At 72.7% G+C, this 18641-nt stretch carries 20 protein-coding genes and 1 pseudogene; 7 read left to right on the top strand and 14 right to left on the bottom strand.

The genetic code is table 11. From position 1 onward, the window contains the following. Positions 1-53: 53 nt before the first annotated feature. The 3 genes from GUI43_RS25830 to rsmD all read right to left on the bottom strand — a co-directional run bounded on the left by GUI43_RS25830 (position 54) and on the right by rsmD (position 1861). A complete protein-coding gene (locus tag GUI43_RS25830; protein ID WP_030335287.1) occupies positions 54-551 on the bottom strand; it encodes an SPFH domain-containing protein in 498 nt (165 codons plus the stop codon). A gap of 267 nt (positions 552-818) precedes the next feature. Beyond that, complete coding sequence (gene coaD, locus GUI43_RS25825; protein ID WP_091393067.1) at positions 819-1301, bottom strand: pantetheine-phosphate adenylyltransferase; 483 nt, start codon at positions 1299-1301, stop codon at positions 819-821. Beyond that, positions 1298-1861, bottom strand: a complete 564-nt coding sequence (gene rsmD / locus GUI43_RS25820) for a 16S rRNA (guanine(966)-N(2))-methyltransferase RsmD (RefSeq protein WP_091393070.1) — start codon at positions 1859-1861, stop codon at positions 1298-1300. The genes coaD and rsmD overlap by 4 nt, the downstream gene beginning before the upstream one ends. Positions 1862-2259: 398 nt before the next feature. Here rsmD and GUI43_RS25815 point away from each other — a divergent pair, with 398 nt between their 5' ends. Beyond that, positions 2260-3222, top strand: a complete 963-nt coding sequence (locus GUI43_RS25815; protein ID WP_112582011.1) for an S-Ena type endospore appendage — start codon at positions 2260-2262, stop codon at positions 3220-3222. A 76-nt stretch (positions 3223-3298) separates the two neighbouring features. On the opposite strand, the gene recG is transcribed toward GUI43_RS25815, so the two are convergent. Further along, positions 3299-5497, bottom strand: coding sequence for an ATP-dependent DNA helicase RecG (recG, locus tag GUI43_RS25810; protein ID WP_112582012.1), 2199 nt, complete (start codon positions 5495-5497; stop codon positions 3299-3301). Next, positions 5494-7107, bottom strand: coding sequence for a DAK2 domain-containing protein (locus tag GUI43_RS25805; protein WP_112582477.1), 1614 nt, complete (start codon positions 7105-7107; stop codon positions 5494-5496). Before GUI43_RS25805 ends, recG begins: the two co-directional genes overlap by 4 nt. A 287-nt stretch (positions 7108-7394) precedes the next feature. Between GUI43_RS25805 and rpmB the strand changes: the two genes are divergently transcribed. Then, a complete protein-coding gene (gene rpmB / locus GUI43_RS25800) occupies positions 7395-7586 on the top strand; it encodes a 50S ribosomal protein L28 (RefSeq protein WP_011905179.1) in 192 nt (63 codons plus the stop codon). A 177-nt stretch (positions 7587-7763) separates the two neighbouring features. Here rpmB and GUI43_RS25795 read toward each other — a convergent pair whose 3' ends face one another. Both GUI43_RS25795 and GUI43_RS25790 read right to left on the bottom strand, forming a co-directional pair. Continuing rightward, positions 7764-8225 carry a GNAT family N-acetyltransferase gene (locus GUI43_RS25795; protein ID WP_112582014.1) on the bottom strand — a complete coding sequence of 154 codons (462 nt, stop codon included), beginning with the start codon at positions 8223-8225 and terminating at the stop codon, positions 7764-7766. A gap of 29 nt (positions 8226-8254) precedes the next feature. Then, positions 8255-9244 carry a thiamine-phosphate kinase gene (locus tag GUI43_RS25790; RefSeq protein WP_112699986.1) on the bottom strand — a complete coding sequence of 330 codons (990 nt, stop codon included), beginning with the start codon at positions 9242-9244 and terminating at the stop codon, positions 8255-8257. Positions 9245-9340: 96 nt separating this feature from the next. Between GUI43_RS25790 and GUI43_RS25785 the strand changes: the two genes are divergently transcribed. Then, entirely contained in the window at positions 9341-9574 is a 234-nt protein-coding gene (locus tag GUI43_RS25785; protein WP_030487446.1) for an Lrp/AsnC ligand binding domain-containing protein, read from the top strand. Between the two features lie 9 nt (positions 9575-9583). Next, positions 9584-10267, top strand: a complete 684-nt coding sequence (locus GUI43_RS25780; RefSeq protein WP_112582478.1) for a DUF3515 family protein — start codon at positions 9584-9586, stop codon at positions 10265-10267. A gap of 55 nt (positions 10268-10322) precedes the next feature. Here the strand turns inward: GUI43_RS25780 and GUI43_RS25775 are convergent, their stop codons facing one another. Together GUI43_RS25775 and GUI43_RS25770 are read right to left on the bottom strand one after the other, a co-directional pair. Beyond that, positions 10323-11423 (bottom strand): D-alanine--D-alanine ligase family protein, encoded by a 1101-nt coding sequence (locus GUI43_RS25775; RefSeq protein ID WP_091393084.1) that lies wholly within the window; start codon positions 11421-11423, stop codon positions 10323-10325. A gap of 195 nt (positions 11424-11618) precedes the next feature. After that, positions 11619-11837 (bottom strand): hypothetical protein, encoded by a 219-nt coding sequence (locus GUI43_RS25770; protein ID WP_030335309.1) that lies wholly within the window; start codon positions 11835-11837, stop codon positions 11619-11621. A gap of 278 nt (positions 11838-12115) precedes the next feature. Between GUI43_RS25770 and GUI43_RS25765 the strand changes: the two genes are divergently transcribed. Together GUI43_RS25765 and GUI43_RS25760 are read left to right on the top strand one after the other, a co-directional pair. Further along, a complete protein-coding gene (locus GUI43_RS25765; RefSeq protein WP_091393087.1) occupies positions 12116-12961 on the top strand; it encodes a helix-turn-helix domain-containing protein in 846 nt (281 codons plus the stop codon). 5 nt (positions 12962-12966) lie between these two features. Then, positions 12967-13167 (top strand): DUF397 domain-containing protein, encoded by a 201-nt coding sequence (locus tag GUI43_RS25760; RefSeq protein WP_112582016.1) that lies wholly within the window; start codon positions 12967-12969, stop codon positions 13165-13167. A gap of 41 nt (positions 13168-13208) precedes the next feature. On the opposite strand, the gene GUI43_RS25755 is transcribed toward GUI43_RS25760, so the two are convergent. The 5 genes from GUI43_RS25755 to GUI43_RS25735 all read right to left on the bottom strand — a co-directional run bounded on the left by GUI43_RS25755 (position 13209) and on the right by GUI43_RS25735 (position 18233). Then, on the bottom strand, positions 13209-14258 hold the full coding sequence (locus tag GUI43_RS25755; RefSeq protein ID WP_112582018.1) for an ROK family protein: 1050 nt from the start codon (positions 14256-14258) through the stop codon (positions 13209-13211). A 176-nt stretch (positions 14259-14434) separates the two neighbouring features. After that, complete coding sequence (locus GUI43_RS25750; RefSeq protein WP_112582020.1) at positions 14435-15220, bottom strand: putative protein N(5)-glutamine methyltransferase; 786 nt, start codon at positions 15218-15220, stop codon at positions 14435-14437. A gap of 144 nt (positions 15221-15364) precedes the next feature. Next, the gene (locus GUI43_RS25745; RefSeq protein ID WP_112603450.1) at positions 15365-16483 is read right to left on the bottom strand and encodes a cystathionine gamma-lyase; all 1119 of its coding nucleotides are present in this window, start codon (positions 16481-16483) and stop codon (positions 15365-15367) included. 8 nt (positions 16484-16491) lie between these two features. Next, positions 16492-17499: an NAD(P)H-dependent glycerol-3-phosphate dehydrogenase gene (locus GUI43_RS25740; RefSeq protein ID WP_091393100.1), complete on the bottom strand. Its 1008-nt coding sequence runs from the start codon at positions 17497-17499 to the stop codon at positions 16492-16494. Further along, positions 17496-18233, bottom strand: coding sequence for a lysophospholipid acyltransferase family protein (locus GUI43_RS25735; RefSeq protein ID WP_112699985.1), 738 nt, complete (start codon positions 18231-18233; stop codon positions 17496-17498). The genes GUI43_RS25740 and GUI43_RS25735 overlap by 4 nt, the downstream gene beginning before the upstream one ends. Before the next feature lie 128 nt (positions 18234-18361). On the opposite strand from GUI43_RS25735, the pseudogene GUI43_RS25730 reads away from it, so the two are divergent. Further along, positions 18362-18641 (top strand): annotated as a pseudogene (locus tag GUI43_RS25730) (2-phospho-L-lactate guanylyltransferase); the annotation flags it as partial.

Here is an 18641-nt window from a genome sequence, read left to right as displayed (position 1 = left end):
ACCGTCGAACCGGGGGCGACGCCCGCCTGAGAAGTCGGCTGGTGAGGTGCCGCTCAGAAGGGTAGCGGGCGTTCCGCCTCATCCCCAGCGAAGGTGCCGATCTCGCGCAGCGCGTGCATCTTGTCCCGGCCGCGCTCTATCGAGGCCAGCGCCCGGGTGAGGAACTGCTCGAAGTTGGCCAGCGCGGTGTCGACGTAGTCGTCGACCTCCTCACGCAGGCGCTGCGCCTCGGCGCGGGCCTCGCCGATGATCCGGGCGCCCTCGTGCTCGGCCGACACGGTGATCTCGTTCACGGAGACCAGGCGGGCGTGTTCTGCCTCACCCTCGCTGATGATCCGGTCCGCCTCGCGCTTGCCGGCTTCCATGATCTTGTCGCGCTCCTCGAGGAGCGCGGCGGCGCGACGCAGGTCGGCGGGGAGATCGGCACGCATCTCATCGAGGGCAGCGATCATCTCACCCCGGTCGACCATGCAGTTGTTGCGCGACATCGGGACGGAGCGGGCCTGCTCCAGGATGGCGATCAGTTCGTCGATGCGATCGAGCGGGTCCACCGGCTACCTCACTCCTGTCGTTCGTCGGCCGACCTCCATGATGCGGGCTACGGCCGTTCCCCGCGCCACCAATCATGTCGTGCCGGCCCCACCGCCGCCCCACTCACCCCAACCCGGCGAGTCGCGACATAGTCACCCCCGGCTCCCACCCGGCCTCCCCCGCGCCGATCTTGCACTTTCGGTCGCGCCGAACGACGCCGAAAGGGGCGGTCCGGGAACCACAAGTGCAAGATCGCGGGAGTGAAGGAGCGAGGGCGTGGGGGCAGGTTAGGGGCGGGGGCCCAGGCGGGCCTGGAGGGCTTCGCGGACCGGGTCGGGGACGTGGGCGGAGATGTCGCCACCCCACTTGGCCACGTCCTTGACCAGGCTCGACGAGAGGAACGAGTAGAGCGGGTTGGTCGGCATGAAGAGCGTCTCGACGCCGGCCAGACCGATGTTCATCTGGGCCATCTGCAACTCGTAGTCGAAGTCGCTGACCGCCCGCAGGCCCTTGATCAGCACACTGGCCTGCTGGGCCCGGCAGAAGTCCACCAGCAGCCCTCGGAACGACTCGACCCGCACGTTGCCGTACGACGAGGTCACCTCGCGGAGCATCTCGATGCGCTCCTCGACGGTGAACAGGCCACTCTTCGACTGATTCACCAGCACACCGACGATCACCTCATCGAAGAGCCGACTGGCCCTCCCGATGATGTCGAGGTGTCCGTTGGTGACCGGGTCGAACGAACCAGGGCACACCGCACGTCTCATGATCGGCGACCGTACCAAAGGGTGGTCTCGCCGTAACGGCGACTGCGCTCGGCGGTGATCCCCTCCACCCAGTCGAACTCCCTGGTACGGCGGGACCGCTCCACCACCACCAACGCGTCGGGCGCCAGCCAGCCGCCGTCGACCAGCGCGGCCAACAGCGCGGTGATCTCCTCGTCCGGCACCGCGTACGGCGGGTCGGCGAAGACCACGTCGTACGGCTCGCCGTCCGGTCCGGCGGCAAGCACCGTCGCCACCTTGCCGGTGACCAGACGGGCCGCCGGACCGGCACGGAGGGCCGCCACGTTCTCCCGGATCACCCGGGCCGCCCGCGGGTCGGACTCGACCAGTAACACGTGCCGGGCACCCCGGGAGAGCGCCTCCAGGCCGACCGCGCCGGAGCCGGCGTACAGGTCGGCGAAGCGGGCGCCGTCGAGATCGACCTCGGCCTGGACGGCACTGAACAGCGCCTCCCGGACCCGGTCCGAGGTGGGTCGGGTGCCGGCGCCGGGCGGCGCGGCGATCCGCCGGCCACCGAGCGTCCCGGCCACGATCCGGGTCACCGTTTCCTCCTGCTCATGCCCGCGACGCTACGCGACGCGGCGCGGCCCCGGTCAGCACGGCGCGGATCCGAGGGGTTGGCCGGCCGGCGACGACGGGGAGCACCTGAGCAGCCCCGACGGCGCGGCATCCACCGTGGAGCCACGGTGGCCGCACCGTCCCCAGTGACCGGACCGACACCTTCGGTCTATCAAAGATCACGAATCGACTACATTGCCGGATGGCAATGATCTGAACTCCCCTCATTAACCACCCATCAGTACAGTCTCCCCCTGTCCCCGCTTTCGCCGCGGGAACACCACCGCGTCGCGCGACGCCCCCGGTGAGCAGGTGACCCCCCGGTCACGATGTCTCCCGGCCTCCCGCCACGCGATCCGTACCCCCCTCACCAGGAGCAGGCGTGAACCCTCCCAAGTCTCCGTTCCGGCGCGTCGCGGCCATCGCCGCGGGCGCGTTGATCGGCATCGCCGGCGTCGGCGTCCTCGCGAGCCCCGCGAGTGCCCACCACCCCGAGCCCTCCGGCACCTACTGCCTGACCTCCGACGGCCAGGTCAAGGTGACCTGGACGGTCGGCAACAGCGAGAACATCGACGCGAAGATCACCAAGCTCGAGTCGACCGTCCCGGCCGACTTCACCGGTGGCCTGGCGAAGGACGCCACTCTCCCGGCGAAGGGCGAGGGTTTCCTCACCGGCACCCAGGCCCACCGCTTCGACCAGAAGCGGCCGACGATCGAGCTGACCGTCGAGGCGCGGTGGGTGCGCTCCGACCGGATCGTGACCGAGGAGCGGACCGTGGCCGCCGAGCCGAAGGGCACCTGCGCGGCAGAGGCCACGCCCTCGCCGAGCAGCCCGACGCCGACCGCCACTCCGTCGGCGACCCCCACCCCGACCCCCACTGTCGTCTCTCCGTCGCCGAGCCAGCCTCCGACCCAGAGCCCGACCCCGACTGCCACCCCGGCTCCGGCGGAGCCGGTGGGCTCGGTCGAGTCGACCTGCGACAAGCTCACCTTCACGATTGAGAACCCCGCCGACGGTGAGACCGTCACGCTCACCCTGACCCCGAACAAGGGCGAGGTGAAGACGCTTGTCGTGAAGCCGGGCGAGACCGGTTCCGTCTCCTTCGACGCGTTCGAGGGTCTGACCGTCACGCCGGCCGCCGAGGGCCTCGACGACACCGCGCCGATCGCCTGGGAGCAGCCGGCTGAGTGCGCCCCGGGTCAGGGTGGCGGTAAGGACGAACCTGCTCTGCCGCTGACCGGTGCTGCCACCGGCGGCATCATCGCCGGCGCCGTGGTGCTGCTGGCCGCCGGTGCCGCCCTGTTCGTGGTGGCCCGTCGTCGTCGGGTTCGCTTCACCGCCTGAACCAACCCGCTCTGACAGTTGAGGGCGCGTCGACCACCCGGTCGGCGCGCCCTCAGCCATGTGATGGCCTCTGTGGTCAGCCCTTTTCCAGGTACTCCGCGCGATCCTCGTCCACCAGCGCGGCCACCGAGGCGGCCAGTGCCGGGCTGCGGGCAAGCTCCGGGTCGTCCTCGATCAGGGTGATCGCCTCGGCGCGGGCGTCGCGGATCAGATCGGCGTCGCGTCGCAGGGACAGCAACCGCAGGTGCGAACGGTGACCGGACTGGGTGGCACCCAGCACGTCGCCCTCGCGGCGTTGCTCCAGATCCAGTTCGGCGAGCTTGAAACCGTCACTCGTGGACGCGACCGCGTCCAACCGTTCCCGCGCCGACGAACCCTCGGCCGCCTCGCTGACCAGCAGGCAGAGCCCGGCGGCAGCACCCCGGCCGACCCGGCCCCGCAGCTGGTGCAGCTGGGAGACGCCGAACCGGTCAGCGTCCAACACGATCATCACGGTGGCGTTCGGCACGTCCACGCCAACCTCGATCACTGTCGTCGCCACCAGCACGTCCAGGTCACCAGCCGCGAAGGTACGCATCACCGCGTCCTTCTCGTCGGCCGGCAGTCGACCGTGCAGCACCCCGATCCGCAGGCCGTGCAGCGGGCCCTCGGCCAGCAGCGGAGCCACCTCGGTGACCGCCAGAGGTGGCCGACGGCCGTTGTCGTCCTCGGGTGGCGGTTCCTCGTCGCTGGTCGGCCCGTCACCGATCCGCGGGCACACCACGTACGCCTGGTGGCCGGCGTTCACCTCCTCGCGCAGCCGACGCCAGGCCCGGTCCAGGTAGGCCGGTTTCTCGGCGGCCGGCACCACGTGCGAGGCGATCGGCGACCGCCCTCGGGGCAGCTGGGAGAGCGTGGAGACCTCCAGGTCGCCGTAGACGGTCATCGCCACAGTGCGCGGGATCGGGGTGGCCGTCATCACCAGCACGTGCGGCGGTTGGTCGGCCTTGGCCCGCAGGGCGTCGCGCTGCTCCACGCCGAAGCGGTGCTGCTCGTCGACCACCACCAGGCCGAGGTCGGCGAAGTCGACCCCCTCGTACAGCAGGGCGTGGGTGCCGAGCACGATGCCGGCGGCACCGCTGGCCACCTCGCCGAGCGCCCGGCGGCGAGCCGCCGCGCCCAGCGAGCCGGTGACCAGCTCGACCCGGGTGGCGTGCTCGGCGGAGCCCAGCTCACCGGCCCGCCCGAGCGGCCCGAGCAGGTCGAGCATGCCGCGGTGGTGCTGGGCGGCCAGGACCTCGGTGGGTGCCAGCAGCGCGGCCTGCCCGCCCGCGTCGACCACCTGAAGCATCGCCCGTAGCGCCACCACCGTCTTGCCCGAGCCCACCTCGCCCTGCAACAGGCGGTGCATGGGGTGCGGGGTGGCCAGGTCCGCCGCGATCTCCACACCCACCTCACGCTGACCGGCCGTCAGCTCGTACGGGAGTCGGGCGTCAAAGGCCTCCAGCAGCCCACCCGGGCGCGCCGGGCGGGGTCGGGCCGGCCAGTCGGCCGCCCGGTGCTTGCGCTGCACCAGTGTCACCTGGACGGCGAAGGCCTCGTCCCACTTGAGTCGCCGGCGGGCCTGGTGCAGCGCCTCCTTGCTGGACGGCCGGTGGATCTCGGTCAGCGCGGCGCCCAGCCCGACCAGCTTGCGGCTGGCCCGCACGGCGCTCGGCAGTGGATCGTCCGGCGGGGTGAACGTGTCCAGTACGACGCGCACGCAGCGCGCGATCACCCAGGTCGGCACGGCCGCGGCGGCCGGGTAGACGGGGATCAGCGCCCCGGCGAACTCCTCGATGTCGTCGCTGACCGCTGCCTCACCGTCGCCACCCTCGCCGAGCAGGACGTACTCCGGGCCGTTGAGCTGCCGTTTGCCCCGGAACTCGGTGACCTTGCCGGCGAACAGGCCCCACCGGCCCGGGCGCAGCTCGCGCTCGCGCCACGCCTGGTTGCCGAAGAAGGTCAACGTCAGCACCCCGCCGGAGCCGTCGCCGACTGTCACCTCCAGCAGGTTGCCCCGCCGCTGACGCATCGGGCGCACCGCGGTGCGCTGCACCTGGGCCAGCACGGTGACCTGCTCACCGACGTCCAGCGAGCGGATGTCGGTGTGTTCACCACGCTCGTCGTAGCGACGCGGGAAGTGGTAGACCAGGTCACCCGCGGTGTGCAGGTCGAGGTGCGAGGCCAGCGCCTTGGCTGTCTTGTCCCCGACCAGCTTCTTCAGCGGAGTGTCCACCGTGGCTGGTTCGCTCATTCGATCCCTACCAGGAGCGGATAAAACGGCTGGCCGCCCGGGTACGCGTGCACCTCGACGAACGGCCAGCGTCGCGCGACGTGCGCGCGGACGGCATCGGTGAGCCCGGCCGGAGCGTCCACCCCGGCCAGCAGTGTGACCATCTCGCCGCCACCACCGAGCATCCGGTCGACCACTGCCGCGCAGGTGTCGGTAAGGTCGGTGCCGATCAGGTGCACCTCCCCCTCCACCAGCGCCAGCACGTCACCGGGACGGCACGGGCCGGCCACTGTCAGCGCCTCCCGGCTGGCATGGCAGACCTCGGCGTAACGGCAGGCGCCAGCCGCCTCGGCCATCGCGATGACGTCGTCCTCGAAACGGCGGTCACCGTCGCGGACCGCGAGGGCTGCGAGGGCCTGCACCGGCGAGCGGGTCGGCACCACGCTCACCTTGATGCCGTACCGATGGGCCTCGCGGGCGGCCGCGCTCGCCACCGCCTCGGTGTTGGCGTCGTTGGGCAGCACCACCACCCGGGCCGCGCCGGTGCTGCGGACGGCGTCCAGCAACTCACCCGTGGACGGGTTGCCCGGCACGACGGTGGCGCCCTCCGCGGCGAACAGGTCGGCGATGCCGCCGCCGGTGGCCACCACCACCGCGGCCCGGCCGGCCACCACCGGGCCGGAGGGCGACTCCGACTGGTCGGCGAAACGGGTCACCGAGATGCGGTACGGGCGGCCGGCGGCGACACCGGCCTCGACCGCCGCGCCCACGTCGTTGACGTGCACGTGCACGTTCCAGGTGCCTTCCGGCTCACGCCCGTCGCCGACGACGACCAGTGAATCTCCCAGGGCGTCGAGTGCCCGCCGCAGCCCGGCGACCGCCTCGGCTCGGGCGTCGAGCAGGAACTGCACCTCGTACGCGTATTCATCCGAACCGGTCTCGCGGGCGACGGTGGCCGCCGGGCGGGCGGAGCGCGGCGTCGGCGCGGGCCGGGCCGTGCGCTCCCCGGTCAGCACCTCGACCAAGGCGTCGAGCAGCACGCAGAGCCCTCGACCACCGGCGTCGACCACGCCCGCGCGGGCCAGCGCCGGCAACTGTTCCGGGGTGCGGGCGAGCGCCTCGGCCGCCGCCCGGGCCGCGACGCCGGCCACCGTCGGCAGGTCGTCGCTGTCCGCGCCCTCGGCTGCGGCGGCGGCCGCCGCGACCACTGTGAGAACTGTGCCCTCGACCGGCCGGGAGACCGCTGTGTACGCGGCGGCGGTGCCGGAGCGCAGAGCGGCGGCCAACTCCCGGCCACGCACCGCCGGCACCCCGGCGACCTGGTCGGCGAAACCACGCAGGATCTGCGAAAGGATCACCCCGGAGTTGCCCCGCGCGCCGAGCAGCGCGCCCTGCGCCATCAGCCGCAGCGCGTGCCCGTGCGCTGTCGGCCCGCTGTCGGGGAGAGTGTCCAGATCCATGGCGAGCGCCTGCTGCGCCGAGGTGAGGGTGAGCACAAGGTTGGTGCCGGTGTCGCCGTCGGGCACCGGATAGACGTTGAGCTGGTCGATCTCGCCCTGGTGACGCTTCAGTGCGGCCAGCCCGCTCGCGCACCAGCGGCGGACCGCGGCGGCGTCGAGGGTGTCCAGCACGGGCAGAAGCCTACTGGCGCGCACCGACACCCGTCGGACTCGTCCGGCGTGTCCGCGCCGGCCCGGGCCGGCGCTGGCCGCAGCGGGGAGGAGCGCCTCCGGTACCCTTGCCGCCGGGCCGGCCCACCGTTGGGCGGACGGGCCCACGACCAGGCGTGAGCCGGGGCACGGGCGAGCGCCGGACCGGGCCGGTTGGCCGGGTCGGCGAGTCATCGGGTAACCTGACCAGGTTGCCCGGGCAGCACCTGCCGGCGACCTCATGAACGTATCAATCCCAGGAGTATCCCGTGGCTAGCGTGTGCGACGTCTGTGGCAAGGGACCGGGCTTCGGCCACAACGTGTCCCACTCGCACCGGCGGACCAACCGCCGCTGGAACCCGAACATCCAGTCGGTGCGTACCCCGGCCGGTGGCGGCAACACCAAGAAGTTGAAGGTCTGCACCTCGTGCATCAAGGCCGGCAAGGTCACCCGCGCCTGACGCGGTAGCACCCACCTTTTCGTTCGGCTCAGCCGGCGGACCCCGAGGGTCCGCCGGCTCTGTCGTGTGCCCGGGCGGACGCCGCACACCGGCCGGGTGGCCTGGCACACCGGCCAGGCCGAGCCCGGCGGGGCCGGCACACCAGCCAGGCCGGGCCCACCGCGGCCGGCGCGCAGGTCAGAGGGTGCGGCCGAAGGAGACGCAGCCCTCCGCGTCCTTGTAGAAGCCGAAGTTCGGGATCCGCTCGTACCCGGCGGAGCCGTACATGGCGATCGCCTCGGGCTGCTTGTCGCCGCATTCCAGGACCACCCGCTTGCGGCCCTGCTCGCGGGCGGAGCGCTCGACGGCCGCCAGCACCGCACGGGCCACCCCCCGCCCCCGTGCCGCCGGGGTCGTGTACATCCGCTTCAGCTCCGCGGTGTCCGCGCCGTGACTGCGCCAGCCACCGCAGCCGACCGGCTCGCCGGCCAGGTAGGCCACCAGGAACGCGCCGTCGGGCGGCTCGAACTCGGCCGCGTCCACCGGGGTGTCGTCGCCGGTGCCGCCGTAGCGGGCACCGAGGTCCGCCAGTGCGGCGTGGATCAGGTGCTGCGCCACCGGTGCGTCGAACCGCACCACCCGGATCTCGATCTCACTCACGGTATCCAGGGTACGGCCGCGCGCGGGTCTCACCGGAAGTGGTCCCAGCCGACCGGGCCGTCGTAGGCGACGCCGTCGACCGTCACGCCGGCACCGTCGGTGACCAGGCCGATCGGCCGCCAGCCCGACGGCAGGACCACCGCCGGGGGGAAGGTCGCGGCCAGCGCGTGGTCGTCGCCACCGGCGAGGATCCAGGTGTACGGGTCGACGCCCAGTGCCTGCGCCGCGTCGGCCATCTGCCGGGGCACCTCGAACCCGTCGCGGCGTACGTCGATCGCCACCCCGCTGGCCGCCGAGACGTGCCCGAGGTCGGCGAGGAGCCCGTCCGACACGTCGATCATGGAGGTGGCGCCGAGCTGGGCGGCCTGCGGGCCGGCCTGGTAGGGCACCTGCGGCCGCCGGTACGCCTCGACCAACAGCCGGGGGGTACGGAAGCCCCGGGTCAGCACGGTCAGCCCGGCTGCCGCGAACCCGGTGCGCCCGGCCAGAGCGAGCACGTCCCCCGGTCGGGCCCCCGAGCGCAGCACGGGCGGACGGCCCGCCAGGTCGCCCAGCGCGGTGACCGCGACGGTCAGGGTGGGACTGGCCGACATGTCCCCGCCGACGACGCTCGCGCCGACCGTCGCCGCCTCGGCGGAGAGCCCGTCGGCCAACTCCTCCGCCCAGGCGGTGTCCAGGTCCGCCGGCATGCAGAGAGCGACCAGCAGGGCGGTCGGCGTGGCACCCATCGCCGCGATGTCCGCCAGGTTGGCGGCTGCCGCCCGGTGCCCGACGTCGCGGGCCGATGACCAGTCCCGTCGGAAGTGCCGCCCGTCGACCAGCACGTCGGTGGAGGCCGCCACCCGGCCGTCCGGCGCGGCCACCACCGCCGCGTCGTCGCCCGGGCCGAGCAGGGTCGTCGGCCCGTACGACAGTCGGGCGGTGATTTTCCCGATCAGCCCGAACTCCCCGATCCCGGACACGCCGACGCCACCGCTGGCGTTCCGCCCGTGCCGCCCGGCTCCGCCGTGCTCGCTCACCGCTGCTCCTTGACCACCGATAGGGATCAGACCTGGTCCGTAAGGTACTTTCACCCTTCGGGCCGCTCCCGGGCGGCGACGGACGGAGGTCGAGTCGTGGTACAGGCGTACATCCTCATCCAGACCGAGGTCGGCCGCGCACGTGACGTGGCGGGTCTCATCGCGGACATCCCCGGCGTGGTACGCGTCGACGCCGTCACCGGGCCGTACGACGTGGTCGTCCTCACCGAGGCGAACACCGTCGACGAGCTCGGCAAACTCATCGTCAGCAAGGTGCAGATGGTGCCCGGCATCACTCGCACCCTCACGTGTTCGGTGGTGCGGCTGTAAGTGGACGAGATGACGACCTCCTCCTCGGCTCTGGACGACGACGGGGCGCGCGACGCGGCCGACGGGACGTCCGAGCCGGCTGACGGTAACCGCGAGTCGACCGATCCCGCCGCCGCCGCGCCGGCCGGCCGGGATCGGACCATGCGTGGCGCGGCCCTACTGGCCACGTTGATCGCGCTGCCGATCACGCTGCTGGTGGCCGTGCTGGCCTTCAGCAAGCTCAGCCCGGACGCGCCGGCCGCCGCGCCGACGCCCTCCGCGACCACCGCCCGGGTGCAGTCCACCACCCCGGTGGAGATGGCCGCCCCGGCGCTGGCCGCCCGCCCGGCCACGGTCTGCCGGGCCCTGCTCTCCCAGCTTCCGGCGAGCATCCGCGACCTGGCTCAGCGGCCGGTCACCGCCGGCCCGGAGCAGAACGCCGCCTACGGCGACCCCGCGCTCACCGTGGCCTGCGGCGGCACCGAGCCGGCCTTCCCCAGCACCGACGAGGTCTGGACGGTCAACCGGGTCTGCTGGCACCTGGCGGAACAGGCCGACGCGGCGGTCCTCTCCACCGTCGACCGGGAGACGCTGATCACCGTGCGCGTCCCGCGCTCGTACGAGCAGCCGTTGCAGTGGTTGCCGACGATCTCCAGCACGATCGTGGCGAGCGTGCCCTCCGGCGGCGCGATCCCGTCCGGCTGCCAGCGCTGAACTCGAACCGACTCCGCCCGCGCCGGCTTGACCTGCGCGGGCGGGATCGGACGGCTCAGTGCAGGCCGACGCCGCGCCGCTGGGCGGTACGGATCAGCCGGTTGACCAGCTTCGGGTACTCCAGGCCGGAGGCCGCCCACATCCGCGGGAACATCGACGTCGGGGTGAAGCCGGGCATCGTGTTGATCTCGTTGAGGTAGACGTCCAGCTCGGGAGTGACGAAGAAGTCGGCCCGGGCCAGACCGGCGCAGTCCAGCGCGGTGAACGCGCGGACCGCGTACTCCTGCACCTGGCGGGTCACCTTCTCCGGCAGGTTGGCCGGAATGTCGTACTCGCAGGAGTCGTCGAGGTACTTCGCCTCGAAGTCGTAGAAGTCGTGGTCGGCGACGACCCGTACCTCGGCCAGCACGGACGCCTCGGGCGTGCCGCCGGCCTCGCCCTCCAGCACACCGCACTCGATCTCGCGGCCGACGATCGCGGCCTCGATGATGACCTTCGGGTCGAACTGCCGGGCGGCGGCGACCGCCGCGTCCAGCTCGGCCCAGTCGGTGACCTTGCTGACGCCGAACGATGACCCGGCCCGGGACGGCTTGACGAAGACCGGCAGGCCGAGCCGCTCCTTGTCCTGCTCGCTGAGCGTCATGCCGTTGCGCAGCACGGCGTACGTGCCGACCGGGATGCCCTCGACGGCACAGAGCTTCTTGGTGAACTCCTTGTCCATGGCGGCCGCGGAGGCGAACACGTTCGCCCCGACGTAGGGGATGCCGGCCATCTCCAGCATTCCCTGGATGGTGCCGTCCTCGCCGTAGGTGCCGTGCAGCACCGGGAAGACCACGTCCACGTCGGCCAGCGCCCGGGGGCCCTCGGTCGGGTCGAGCACCATCAGTCCGTTACCGGTGGGGTCGGCGCGCAGCACGATGTCGTCGCCCGAGTCGGCGGTGATCTCCGGCAGCTGACGGGCGTTGATCGCGAGCTGGGCGGGGTCTCCGTTGGTCAGCACCCACTGGCCGGCCCGGGTGATGCCCACCGGCACCACCTCGAACTCGTCCGGGTCGAGTGCGCCGAACACGCTGCCGGCGCTGACGCAGGAGATGCCGTGCTCCGGGCTGCGGCCGCCGAAGACGATCGCCACGCGGGTCTTGCCTGGGGTGGTCACTCCGGTCACCTCTTCGTACGCGACTGCGGCTGGTCGTGCTCGCCGGTGGCGCTCACCCGGTTGACCTTACTGTGCGTGGCCACGGGGCGAGGCGATACCCGGCGAGCCACGGCACGACACGGCAAACGGTCAGGAGAGGATATACGGTGCGTAACCGGGTGGTAGCGGTGCCACAGAGCGCTGACCTGGGGCTGCTCAGTCCCGGGAGTGCCGGCGGCCCACCGCGATCACCTTCACCCGCTGCCGACCGGCCCGCACCATGCCCAGCGCCATGAACGCGCCGGCGATGCGGTCGGCGGCCTCCCGGCTGCTGGCGCCGACGACCTGCCGGCGCCGTTCCGGCGCGACCCGCTCGTTGCGGTTGACGCCCTCGACGGGACGCACGTCGGTGAGCACCACGAGGAAGCGGGTCATCGCACGCCGCCCCAGGGTACGGCGGGGGGCTCCGGGCGGGTTCGCACGTCGTCTCCTTCCGGCAGGCCGGGATGGAGGGGCGGCACGCGACGATCGGGTACGGGGGAGAAACCCGATCGCCGCGCGCCCCATCCCCTCCGGTCGCTCACCACCACCGTCGCCACGACAACCGGCGGTGAGGACGCCATCACAGATTGACACGTGTATAGGCGTGAATGCAACTCCCATCGACGTTCTCTCATGCAGACGTTCCCGCAAATGTATGCGACCATCGATGCATGGCTCCGAAGACCGCCCGCGCCCGCCGGCTCGGCATCGCCCTGCGCCACCACCGGGAAGCCGCCGGGCTGACGCTGGAGACTGCGGCGGATGAGATCAACAGCACCCGCAGCACCCTCTCCCGCTACGAGAACGCCCAGACCCTGATCAGCCCGGCCACCGTGCGCGCCCTGCTCACGTCGTACGGGGTGAGTGCCGAGGAGGTGGCCGCCGCGGTGCAGCTCGCCAAGGACGCCCGCAAGCCCGGCTGGTGGGTGTCGTACTCCTACCTGCTGGATCCGCGCACCATCGACTTCATTGCGCTGGAGGCCGAGGCGACCGCCATCGCCAACTTCGAGCCCTCGGTGGTGCCCGGCCTGTTGCAGACCGCGGACTACATCCGTGGCGTGATGCGCGGCGGGCCGCACACCCTCGGTGACGACCTGGTGGAGCAGCGGGTCAAGATCCGGCTCGACCGACAACAGCGGCTCACCGCCGACCAGCCGCCCATCCTCGACGCGATCATCGACGAGGGCGCGCTGTTACGGCCGGTCGGTGACCAGTCGGTGATGAACGGGCAACTACGGCACCTGGTCAAGATGGCCGAGTTGCCGAACATCAGCGTCCAGGTGATCCCGCTCTCCGCCGGCTACCACCGGGGCACCCGGGGTTCCCTGCACATCCTCGAGTTCGCCGACCCGGAGGACCCGATCATCGCGTCGGTGGAAACCGTTGCGGGTCAGATGATCCTCGACCGCGCCGGCGAGACGCGTACCTGCACCAAGATCATGGAGCATCTCCGAAGCGTGGCGCTCAGCCCGGCGGACAGCCGCGAGATGCTCCTGTCAGTCCTGAAGGGACGGTAGGACCGATGACCCCGATGATCACAGCGGCCTTGGCCGCGGCGCGGTGGCGCAAGAGCAGCCGCAGCGGCGACGAAGGCGCCTGCGTGGAGGTGGCCGCGATCCCGCGGCTCGTTGCCGTGCGCGACTCCAAGGACCCGGCCGGCCCGGCCCTGCTGTTCCCAACGGCGGCCTGGGCCGCCTTCGCCCAGGCGCCACCGCAGCGCTGACCAGAGGTGCCGAGCCGGTGCGGGCCGAGGCCCGCGCCGGCTCAGGCAACCAGCGGGCGGGGCTCCGGAACAGCGCGTAGCGCCTCCAGCGCGGCGATCGCGACGCCTCGGGCACCGGCCATGTCCCGATCCGGTACCAGGGCGAAGGTGGCCACCGCCGCCTGCTCCTCGCGGAGCACGGTGTGCTCGCGGACCGTCGCCAGGAACCAGTCGCGGAACTCCGGTGCCGCCTCCACCACCCCGCCGCCGACGAAGTACGCGTGCGGGTCGGTGAAGTTCGCGGCGACGGTGAACAGCCGCCCCAGCGCCATCGCCTGCTGGGTGAAGAGGTCCCGGGCGAGGGCGTCCTCGCGCTCGCCGTACCCCCGGACCAGCTTGGCCGCGCGGGCCACCGGCTCGGCGGCGAGCGGGTGGTCGGGGTACCGGGTCAGCCAGTACGGCAGCAGGTTGCGTTCGATGCCGGTCAGCGAGGCGACGCTCTCGACATCTCCGGTGAAGCCGCAGGCGCAGGTGGGCTCCGGTTGACCCGGGCCGAGCAGCCCGCTCAGCGGGATGTGCACGTGGCCCAACTCGCCCGCCATCCCGGCCGCACCGGCGATCACCCGACCGCTCTCGACCACACCGCCGCCGAGGCCGGTGCCGACGATCGCGGACACCGACGAGCGGTTCATCGCGTCGGCGCCGAAGTGGACGTGGTGGGCGTAGAGCGCGGCCGCGTTGCCGTCGTTGTGATAGATCACCGGCAGCCCGAGCCGTCGCTCCAGCGCCCCTCGCACGTCGAAGCCGCGCCAGGCCGGCTGGGAGAAGTTGGTGGAGCCCCGCGACGAGATGACGCCCTCGGCGCTGGCCGGGCCGGGAGTGTCCAGCCCGACCGCCTGGACCAGGTCACGCGGCACGCCGGTCTGCGCAAGGGCGCCGTCCAGCGCCTGGGCCAACGCCTCGATCGCCGCCTCCGGCCCGGCCCGCACCTCGCTGGGGATCTCCAACAGCCCGTCCACCAGGAAGCGGCCGTCCACCGTCAGCACTGTGGCGTTGTTGCTGGTGCCGCCGTTGTCCAGCCCGACGACCACCGGCACCCCTGCGCTGCCCACCGAAACCGCCTCCCGCCGTCATGAGTGTGAGCCGAGGCTAGTGCCAACCCCCCTCCCCCGCCATGCCGGACGGCCTCCCCCTCCCCGCGATCTTGCACTTACTGTCCCGCAACAAGGGGCACGCCACTCATTCCGACAACCGAAACTGCAAGATCGGGCGGGCGGGGTGGGGTGGGTCAGGGGCGGCGGGCGAAGACCGCGGTGGCGTCCAGGTCTTCGTCGTGGCGCACGGTTGGCACAAGGCCCGCCGCGCTGAACGCTTCGCAGAGTGTGTCGACCTGGGTGGTGCCGGCTTCGACCACCAGGTGGCCGCCGGGGGTCAGCCACCCGGCGGCGTCGGCACCGACCCGGCGCAACACGGAGAGCCCGTCCGGGCCGCCGTCGAGCGCCACCGGGGCCTCGTGCAGCCGCGCCTCCGGCGGCATCAGCGCGACCGCGTCGGTCGGCACGTACGGGGCGTTGGCGACCACCAGGTCCAGCTCCCCCCGCCACCGCCGGGGCAGCGGCGCGAAGAGGTCGCCCTCGTACACCTCGGCGTCCAACCCGACGACGTTGCGGCGCGCACACGCCACGGCCGCCGGGTCGATGTCGGCGGCGGCCAGCCAGCGCGGCGCGAGGCGGTGCGCCAGCGCGACGGTGGTGGCCCCGGAGCCGCAGCACAGGTCGACCACGGCCGGAGCCGTGCCGGTCAGTTCGGCCGCCACCTCGACCAGCAGAGCGGTACGGGCCCGGGGCACGAAGACGCCGTCGTCGACGGCTATCCGCAGGCCGCAGAACTCCGCCCAGCCGAGCAGGTACTCCAACGGTTCGCCGGCCACCCGACGGTCGGTCAGGTCGGCCAACGCCGCCGGGCTGCGCGCGGCGGCCAGCAGCAGCTCGGCCTCGTCCTCGGCGTAGACGCAACCGGCGGCGCGCAGCCGGCGTACGAGCGCAGGACGGTCGGTGGGGAACGGTGGTGCCATGGGAATCCTCCGGGAAACGCTCGCCGGCGCTCCCGCGGCCGCTATTGCGGCAGGGACACGGGAGGAAGCGCCGGTCCTGTCTGTTGGCGGATCGGACTCACCTCCTCCGGTCGTGGCCGCCGGTGCGGCCGCCGACACCCTAACTCAGAGCGGGCCGGCGGCGTCGAGCGCGGCGGCGATGTCGGCCACCAGGTCCGCGGTGTCCTCCGCGCCGCAGGAGAGCCGGACGAAGCCGGGAGCGGTGTCGTCGCCCCACTGCGCCCGCCGGTCCGCAGTGGTGTGCAGGCCACCGAAGGAGGTCGCCGCCGCCACCAGCCGGGCGGCCTCGACGAATCGGCCCACCCGGTCGGCGTCGCCCAGGTCGAACGAGAGCACCCCCGGTATCCGGCGCATCTGCGCCGAGGCCACCGCGTACGCCGGGTCGTCCGGCCGTCCCGGCCACCGCAGGCCGGTCACGTCCGGCCGACCGGCGAGCAGGTCGACGACCGCGGCGGCGTTCGCGCTCTGCCGCGCCAGCCGCAGGTCGAGAGTGGCCAGTGACCGGTGGGCCAGCCAGGCGTCGAACGCGCCCGGAACCGCCCCGGTGGTGGTACGCCAGGTCGTCACCGCATCGATCAGCTCGGCGGACCGGCTGGCCAGGTAGCCCAGCAGTAGGTCGGAGTGGCCGGTGAGCGCCTTCGTGCCGGAGGCGACCACCAGGTCGGCACCGAGATCCAGCGGACGCTGTCCGAGCGGGGTGGCAGTGGTGTTGTCCACCGCGAGCAGCGCGCCAGCGGCGTGCGCCCGCTCGGCCAGGGCCGCCACGTCGACCACGTCGAGGCCCGGATTGGCGGGCGTCTCCACCAGCACCAGCCGGACGCCCTCGAACGACGGGTACGGCCCCACGGTCGGCGCGAACAGCACCCGGACGCCGATCCCCTCCAGCACATCGGTGGCGAACGCCCGGACCGGGAAGTATCCGTCGGTGGGGAGCACCACGGTGTCCCCCGGCCGCAGCAGGGTGAGCAGCAGGCCGGTGATGGCCGCCTGACCGGTCGCGAAGACCCGGCAGTCACCGCCCTCCAGCTCGCCCACCGCAGCCTCCAGCAGCCGGCGGGTCGGGTTGTCGGGGCGGCCGTAGCCGTTCGGCGACGTGCCCTGACCCGCAAACGGGTCGAGGTGGTACGGCGCGGCGAAGACCGGCCCGGGTAGGAACGGGTCCCCCGGTGCCGGCTCGGGCAGGCCAGCACGTACGCAGCGGGTGCCGTCTCCCCACTCGCTCATCGGGTTCCTCACTCGTACGACTCGGGTTTGGCGGTGCGGCTCATCAGGGTCTCCACGGCGAGGCGCGGGTCCATTCCCTCGTGACAGATCCGTTCGACGTGCTCGGTGATCGGCATCTCCACGCCGTGCGCCCGGGCCAGGTCGCGGATCGCCAGGCAGCTCTTCACGCCCTCGGCGGTCTGCCGGGTGGCGGCCTGGGCCTGCTCCAGCGTCTCGCCCCGGCCCAGATGCTCGCCGAAGGTGCGGTTGCGGGCCAGCGGGGATGAGCAGGACGCGACCAGGTCGCCCATGCCGGCGAGGCCGGCGAAGGTGATCGGGTCCGCGCCGAGCGCCACGCCCAGGCGGGCCGTCTCGGCCAGCCCACGGGTCATCAGCATGGCCCGGGTGTTGTCGCCGAAACCCATCGCGGTGGCGATGCCGTACGACAGGGCGATCACGTTCTTGACCGCCCCGCCCAGCTCACAGCCGATCACGTCGTCGTTGGTGTAGGGGCGCAGGTACGGCGTCCGGATCGACGACTGGACGAGCGTGGCGCGGGCGCTGTTCGTCCCGGCGACCACTGTCGCGGCGGGCTGCTCGGCGGCGATCTCCGGGGCGAGGTTCGGGCCGGACACGACGACCACCCGGTCCGCGGCGACCCCGGCGGTCTCCACGATGACCTCGCTCATCCGCTTGGTGGTGCCCAGCTCGATGCCCTTCATCAGCGACACCAGGGTGGAATCCGGGTGCAGGTGCCCGGCCCATTCGGCGAGGTTGCCGCGCAGGGTCTGCGACGGCACGGCCAACACCACCACCTCGGCGCCGGTGATCGCCTCGGCGGCGTCGGCGGTGGCGGTGACGCGGGCCGGGAGCAGCAGGTCGGGCAGGTACTCCGGATTGCGGCGCTCGGTCCGGATGCTCTCGGCGACCGGCGCCCGGCGGGCCCACACCGTCACGTCCCGCCCCGCGTCCGCGAGGATCTTGGCGAACGCGGTGCCCCAGGAACCGGCACCGAGCACCGCGACGTGACCGCTCATGCTGCGTCGTCCCGCTGCTCGCGGCCGACGGAGGACCGGGCCGGTCGCTCCCACAGTGGCGGCGGGGTACCGCCACGGATCTCGGCGAGCATGTCCCGCAGCCGCAACATGATGGTGTCCGTCATCTCCTCGAGGGTGGCCCGGGTCGGCTGGGCGTCCGCCCACCGGCTCAGGTCGATCGGCTCCCCGGCGGCAACGGTCACCGGGATCCGGGGGCGCAGGCTGACACGGGTCGTCCGCGGGTCGAAGATCCGTTCCGGCCCCCACATCACCACCGGTACGACGGGGGCGCCGGTGGCCAGGGCCAGCCGGGCCGCACCGGTCTTGGCCTTCATCGGCCAGAGCTCCGGCTGTCGCGTGGTGGTGCCCTCAGGGTAGATCACGACCGCGCCGCCCTCGTCGAGCGCGGCGACCAGCGCGTCCAGTGAGCGGACAGCGTCCACGCTGCCCCGCTCGACCGGGATCTGCCGGCACCGGTGCAGGATCCAGCCGACCACCGGCACCCGGAACACGCTGGCCTTGCCCAGGTACTGCGGCCAGCGCCCGGAGTCGTAAATGAAGTGCGCGGACACCAGCGGGTCGGCGTGGGAAATGTGGTTCGCCACGATGATCATGCCGCCGTCGCGGTGGAGATGCTCCTGACCACGCCAGGTACGCCGGGTCCAGACGGTCATCACCGGCTTCACCAGCCCCACGGCGAACCGTTGCCAGAACCCCAGCCTCCGCCGTGCCACTGTGCCTCCTCTTCGCGCCCCAACCCCGCCGCGAAATCCCGCCCGCGACACCCGCAGCGGAAATCATGCCTGCTCGCCCCCGGTACGGCCAGCGAGGGGCCCATCGTCCGGCTGGCAGGATTGCGGACGTGAGTCAGCCGAGGTGGGCCGTGGTGGTGCCGGTGAAGCGGCTGGCCGTGGCCAAGAGCCGGCTGCGGGGCGCGCTGCCGGGCGTACCGCATGAGGAGTTGGCGCTGGCCCTGGCGGCCGACACGCTCCGCGCGGTGCTGGCCTGCCCGGCGGTCGCCGAGGCCGTGGTGGTGACCGACGACGCCCGGGTGGCGGCGGCGGCGCGGGCCGCCGGCGCGCGGGTGCTGCCGGACGAGCCGGACGCCGGCCTGAACGCCGCGTTCCGGCACGGGGCGGCCA

The organism is Micromonospora noduli (assembly GCF_003264365.1).
GTDB lineage: Bacteria > Actinomycetota > Actinomycetes > Mycobacteriales > Micromonosporaceae > Micromonospora > Micromonospora noduli.
This window is presented reverse-complemented; position numbering and strand designations above follow the sequence as displayed.

Bases quoted from the DNA above. Each gene is read 5' to 3' on its own strand.
- coaD (WP_091393067.1), bottom strand. From the start codon at position 1,301: ATGAGACGTGCGGTGTGCCCTGGTTCGTTCGACCCGGTCACCAACGGA.
- recG (WP_112582012.1), bottom strand. From the start codon at position 5,497: ATGAGCGAACCAGCCACGGTGGACACTCCGCTGAAGAAGCTGGTCGGG.
- GUI43_RS25780 (WP_112582478.1), top strand. From the start codon at position 9,584: ATGACGACCTCCTCCTCGGCTCTGGACGACGACGGGGCGCGCGACGCG.
- GUI43_RS25770 (WP_030335309.1), bottom strand. From the start codon at position 11,837: ATGACCCGCTTCCTCGTGGTGCTCACCGACGTGCGTCCCGTCGAGGGC.
- GUI43_RS25765 (WP_091393087.1), top strand. From the start codon at position 12,116: ATGGCTCCGAAGACCGCCCGCGCCCGCCGGCTCGGCATCGCCCTGCGC.
- GUI43_RS25760 (WP_112582016.1), top strand. From the start codon at position 12,967: ATGACCCCGATGATCACAGCGGCCTTGGCCGCGGCGCGGTGGCGCAAG.
- GUI43_RS25750 (WP_112582020.1), bottom strand. From the start codon at position 15,220: ATGGCACCACCGTTCCCCACCGACCGTCCTGCGCTCGTACGCCGGCTG.
- GUI43_RS25745 (WP_112603450.1), bottom strand. From the start codon at position 16,483: ATGAGCGAGTGGGGAGACGGCACCCGCTGCGTACGTGCTGGCCTGCCC.
- GUI43_RS25740 (WP_091393100.1), bottom strand. From the start codon at position 17,499: ATGAGCGGTCACGTCGCGGTGCTCGGTGCCGGTTCCTGGGGCACCGCG.